General features: G+C 58.2%; 7 protein-coding genes, 1 tRNA gene and 1 pseudogene. 1 reads left to right on the plus strand and 8 read right to left on the minus strand.

Annotation, left to right across the window (positions count from 1 at the left end; all coding sequences use genetic code 11):
* The first annotated feature begins 51 nt into the window (after positions 1-51).
* Positions 52-145: transfer RNA gene (locus tag H1Y01_RS08945), tRNA-Sec, on the plus strand.
* Positions 146-547: 402 nt separating this feature from the next.
* Here the strand turns inward: H1Y01_RS08945 and H1Y01_RS08950 are convergent.
* The 8 genes and pseudogenes from H1Y01_RS08950 to H1Y01_RS20000 all read right to left on the minus strand — a co-directional run bounded on the left by H1Y01_RS08950 (position 548) and on the right by H1Y01_RS20000 (position 3876).
* Complete coding sequence (locus H1Y01_RS08950) at positions 548-847, minus strand: ATP synthase F0 subunit C (protein ID WP_219341406.1); 300 nt, start codon at positions 845-847, stop codon at positions 548-550.
* A gap of 127 nt (positions 848-974) precedes the next feature.
* Entirely contained in the window at positions 975-1712 is a 738-nt protein-coding gene (gene atpB / locus H1Y01_RS08955; protein WP_180540097.1) for a F0F1 ATP synthase subunit A, read from the minus strand.
* A complete protein-coding gene (locus H1Y01_RS08960; RefSeq protein WP_180540098.1) occupies positions 1685-2080 on the minus strand; it encodes an ATP synthase subunit I in 396 nt (131 codons plus the stop codon). Before H1Y01_RS08960 ends, atpB begins: the two co-directional genes overlap by 28 nt.
* Positions 2077-2265, minus strand: a complete 189-nt coding sequence (locus tag H1Y01_RS08965; protein WP_180540099.1) for an AtpZ/AtpI family protein — start codon at positions 2263-2265, stop codon at positions 2077-2079. Before H1Y01_RS08965 ends, H1Y01_RS08960 begins: the two co-directional genes overlap by 4 nt.
* Complete coding sequence (locus H1Y01_RS08970) at positions 2262-3092, minus strand: uroporphyrinogen-III synthase (RefSeq protein WP_219341407.1); 831 nt, start codon at positions 3090-3092, stop codon at positions 2262-2264. Before H1Y01_RS08970 ends, H1Y01_RS08965 begins: the two co-directional genes overlap by 4 nt.
* A gap of 30 nt (positions 3093-3122) precedes the next feature.
* On the minus strand, positions 3123-3584 hold the full coding sequence (locus H1Y01_RS08975) for a VOC family protein (RefSeq protein ID WP_180540100.1): 462 nt from the start codon (positions 3582-3584) through the stop codon (positions 3123-3125).
* Positions 3533-3782, minus strand: a pseudogene (locus tag H1Y01_RS19995) (prolyl oligopeptidase family serine peptidase); the annotation flags it as partial. The pseudogene H1Y01_RS19995 and the gene H1Y01_RS08975, both read right to left, overlap by 52 nt.
* Positions 3783-3795: 13 nt before the next feature.
* Entirely contained in the window at positions 3796-3876 is an 81-nt protein-coding gene (locus H1Y01_RS20000; protein ID WP_367399781.1) for an FG-GAP repeat domain-containing protein, read from the minus strand.
* Between the last annotated feature and the right edge of the window lie 6 nt (positions 3877-3882).

Genomic DNA, 3882 nt, shown 5'->3' on the forward strand with positions numbered 1-3882 from the left:
GCGATATCTTCTTTTTTGATTCTAACCTGCCGCGTTGCTACAATCGGCGTCGGAAGCCAGATTTGGCCGGTGCTGGGCCCGGGCTTCAAACCCGGCGAGTGGCGCTCGCGTCACTGGTGGGTTCGACTCCCACTGGCTTCCGCCATCGCTAAACTACATAACCAAATGCACCTAGGTTTGTAGGAACCGGGGAAAGGGAATCGAATACATCAAACAAACGGAAACGACGGGAGCGTGGTCGGCATTTCGGCAGTCGATACCGAAACGGGCGCTTGCGCCGAACACAGAAAAGCGTTTATTACGGAGGAGTGGGCTGTACCAAAGTATTTGAAGGTTGTAACGAAGTCCACAAGATGACTTGAGGGGGGAGTCATTTCTTGGCGCCTTCCAACCGGCGGCGGCCTGCAGACTTCAACTGTCGCCAGTTGCCGTTCGCAGGGTTCGAACTCTCTTGCGATTGCAAGACTTTAACGGCGGCATCCACCTTGCCCTAAACGGGCCAGATCCCGGACAACCTGGCCCATCTCAACCTAAAGATAACCTTCCTCTAAATGACCTTGACGAAGATAATAACCAGCGTGAATAGCGCGAGCGACTCCATGAACGCGAGTCCGAGAATCATCGCGCCCTGAATAGCGCCGGAAGCGCCGGGATTGCGCGCGATCCCTTCTACTGCCCCTTGTACCGCGCGGCCCTGACCGAGCGCGGCCAAACCCGACGCGATCGCCATCGAGAAGCCGGATGCAATCACGATCCAATCGGCATGGGTCGGACCGCCGCCGGCCGGGTTGCCGCCGTTCGTTTGCGCGAAGATGGGGCTCGCCAGCAGGAACAGGCCGAGCGTCATCAATAACATTTTCAATTTCACTTTGTTCGTTACTCCTAGTTAGTAATTGCTGTCTGGAGGTGGTTGCCGTTCACCCTGGGGGACGAGGGCCTCACACAGAGAGCGTGCTCAAGTAATAAGCCTTTGATTAGTGCGCCTCTTCGGAAACCGCGCCCGCTACGTAAACCGTGGTCAGCATCGCGAACACATAAGCCTGAACCAACGATACAAATACGTGCAGCCCCATAAAGATCACAGGACCGATAAAGTAAGTCAGGCTGAGAAAGATAATCGTCAACTGCTCGCCCGCGAACATATTCGCGAACAAACGGACAGTAAGTGAGAGCGGCCGCGCCAGGTGAGTCCCGATCTCAATCGGCAACATAAAGGGCGCCAGCCACCATTTCGGTCCCAGAAACTGCTTGATATACATCGCGCCGTGCTTCCGGATGCCGACATAGTTGTAGTACAACACGGAAAGCATCGCGCAACCGCAAGGCACGTAAATGGTCGTTGTCGGCGACGCGAGCCCGGGCACAACGCCGATCAGGTTACACAGCAGGATAAAGATGAACAGCGTTCCGAAGATCGGGATGTGTACGTCGCTCTCGTGAATGTACTCGTCCGATTGCTTCTTGAAGAACTTATAAATGGCTTCGAAGGTAAGCTGCAGGCGCGAAGGATTCTCAACCGATAACGTCGCGCGCAGAAATGCAAAAAGCACCACCATGATCAACAGCACCACAATTTGCATGGTGATGTAGTTCTCCCACGGCCGCCCCGGGTGTTCCGGATGCACATGAACTAGCGCCAGAATCGCATTGCCCACACCCGCGAGGTGCTCGTTGAAGAATCTGGTTATCCAGATTTCGTGCTCTTTGCCCATACTATTTCGTAGAAGAGTTCCAGACCTATCGCGATACAAGCCGCGAACAGTCCGACAAGTAACCCGATCAGACTGGATTTGGAATATTTGAGTATAACAAGCGCAGCCGCGGCGACGACAAATAGCCGGGCAAACATCGCTAGAATGATCCGCACCGGAGGCGGCGAATTGCCCTGTTCCGCAGCCACCGCCAGCGACTTCACCACCTTCTGAAGCTGATCGTAATTCCACCAGGATCCCGCCGCGCCGACGGCGAATCCCAGCGCTCCCGGAAGCCCCTGAGCGATCGCGGCGATCGGGATCCCTACGAGCCCCACCAACCCAATCCAGCGAGGCACCCGCTCGTACCGGAAATTCAGCAGAATCACGGCTTCTTCTGCGCCTCGCGGACCATCGCGAACAGTCCGCCGATCGCCCCGGCGATTAGAAACACCGGCGACAGAAAGCGGGTGCCGAAGACGTGGTCGAGCCCGTATCCGATCGCATAACTCACAACAATCGCGGCAGGAATGAGAAAGCCAAGGCTGAGAAACCGGCCCGCATTGGGGCTCAAAACCGGCTCCGCTGCTTTTGGCCGCGCAACCGCGCAAATTCCCGCGCAAGTTCCACGACCAGCATGCCCATCTTGGGGTGCGACGGCACGAAATCGGGGGTGAAACCGTGGTCTGCCAGGGTTTCGGAAGTGGTTGGCCCGATCGACCCGATCACGGTCTCGTCAAGCCCTTCGCGCAACTTGCTGACTAAATGTTCCTGCTCCGCGATCTGCACGAGATGATCCACCTGCGACGACGTGGTGAAGATCGCGGCAGCGAATTCCTTCGCCGCCAAACGGCGCACGGCTTGGCGTAATGGCGCCGTATCTTCGGGCAGCGTCCACTGATACACGGGGACGCTGGTGACGGTCGCGCCGCGATCTTCCAGCGCCTGAATCAGCTCCGGATTCGACTTGCCATATTCCTGAACGGCGATGCGCGTTTCCGGGCGGCCCGAAGTAACGTCCAGAACCTCATGCCACGTGTTCGGTTCCGGCGCAACGAATGCGATCGGAATGCCGAGCTCGCGGCAAACCGCAACCGGCTTGGGCCCCCGAGCGACTACCGTCACCCCGCGCATCGCTTCGGCAAAACGGCCTGGTGGAAAGCGTGTTTCGATCACGGTCTGCAGGTAGCGCGTGCCGACGCCGGTCAGCAAGATGACCATGTCGAACGCACCGTCGAACAACGCTTCCGCGAAAGCAAACGCGGCGGCATTCGCTTCAATCGGCGCCTCCCGCAACGCAGGCGCTACGAAAGCCCGGCCGCCCTGCATGGTGATCAGCTTCTCCATCTCGGCGGCACGCCGGCTCTCTAACGCAAGGACCGCCGCACCGTCGAAACCCATAGTGAGATTGTACGCGGCTTACCCCGCGCCCTACGAGGACCCGGCCGCGCCCATGCGCTTCTGCATCTCTTCCGGCGCTACGTTCTCGACGCGCGTCGCGATCGTCCAGACGTGTCCGAACGGATCGACCATCGTCCCGGAGCGCTCGCCATAGAATTGTGTCTTCACCGGACGCCGCTCCTTCGAACCGGCGCCCAACGCGCGGGCGAAGATCGTGTCGACATCAGGCACGGACAGCGCCAGCGTGACCGGCGAACCGCCCAAAGATTGCGGGCTCGCCGCGTGATACTCCGGCGACTCGTCCGCCATCATCAGCTTTGAATTCCCGATGCGGAATTCGAGGTGGCCGATGCGCCCGTCGGGCATGGGCATCCGGTACTCCTCAATCGCTCCGAAAACCTCTTTATAGAATTCGATTGCCCGCGCAGCACCTTTGACGATCAGATACGGTGTGACGGACGCATAACTTTCGGGAATCGCGTTGACGGCCATATTTCACCCTTGGATGCCCATAGTAAACAAAGGAACGAGTAAATGAAAGCGGTTTCGCGAATTTGTTCGTAACGCCCGAAGGGACCGCCGTGACCCGCGCCCAGGTTTGTTTTCAGCAAGAGCAGGTTAGTGTCCGTTTTCAAGGCGCGTAATTTTGCCCCACTTCGCAGGCTTGCGGAGCGCGACGCGCGGGTCGTTTCATGCCCAAACTTTATCGTTTGCTTGTGTTTAACAGAATGCTAAGTTGGCCTTCGTCGGCCACGACCAGGTCCGGCTTGCCGTCGCCGTTCAAATCGCC

This window comes from Nevskia soli, assembly GCF_903970205.1.
In the GTDB taxonomy this organism is placed as follows: Bacteria; Acidobacteriota; Terriglobia; order Bryobacterales; family Bryobacteraceae; genus Bog-113.

Excerpts from the sequence above, each read along its gene's own strand:
- H1Y01_RS08970 (WP_219341407.1), bottom strand. The coding sequence starts at position 3,092 with ATGGGTTTCGACGGTGCGGCGGTCCTTGCGTTAGAGAGCCGGCGTGCC.
- H1Y01_RS08950 (WP_219341406.1), bottom strand. The coding sequence starts at position 847 with ATGACGCTCGGCCTGTTCCTGCTGGCGAGCCCCATCTTCGCGCAAACG.
- H1Y01_RS08975 (WP_180540100.1), bottom strand. The coding sequence starts at position 3,584 with ATGGCCGTCAACGCGATTCCCGAAAGTTATGCGTCCGTCACACCGTAT.
- atpB (WP_180540097.1), bottom strand. The coding sequence starts at position 1,712 with ATGGGCAAAGAGCACGAAATCTGGATAACCAGATTCTTCAACGAGCAC.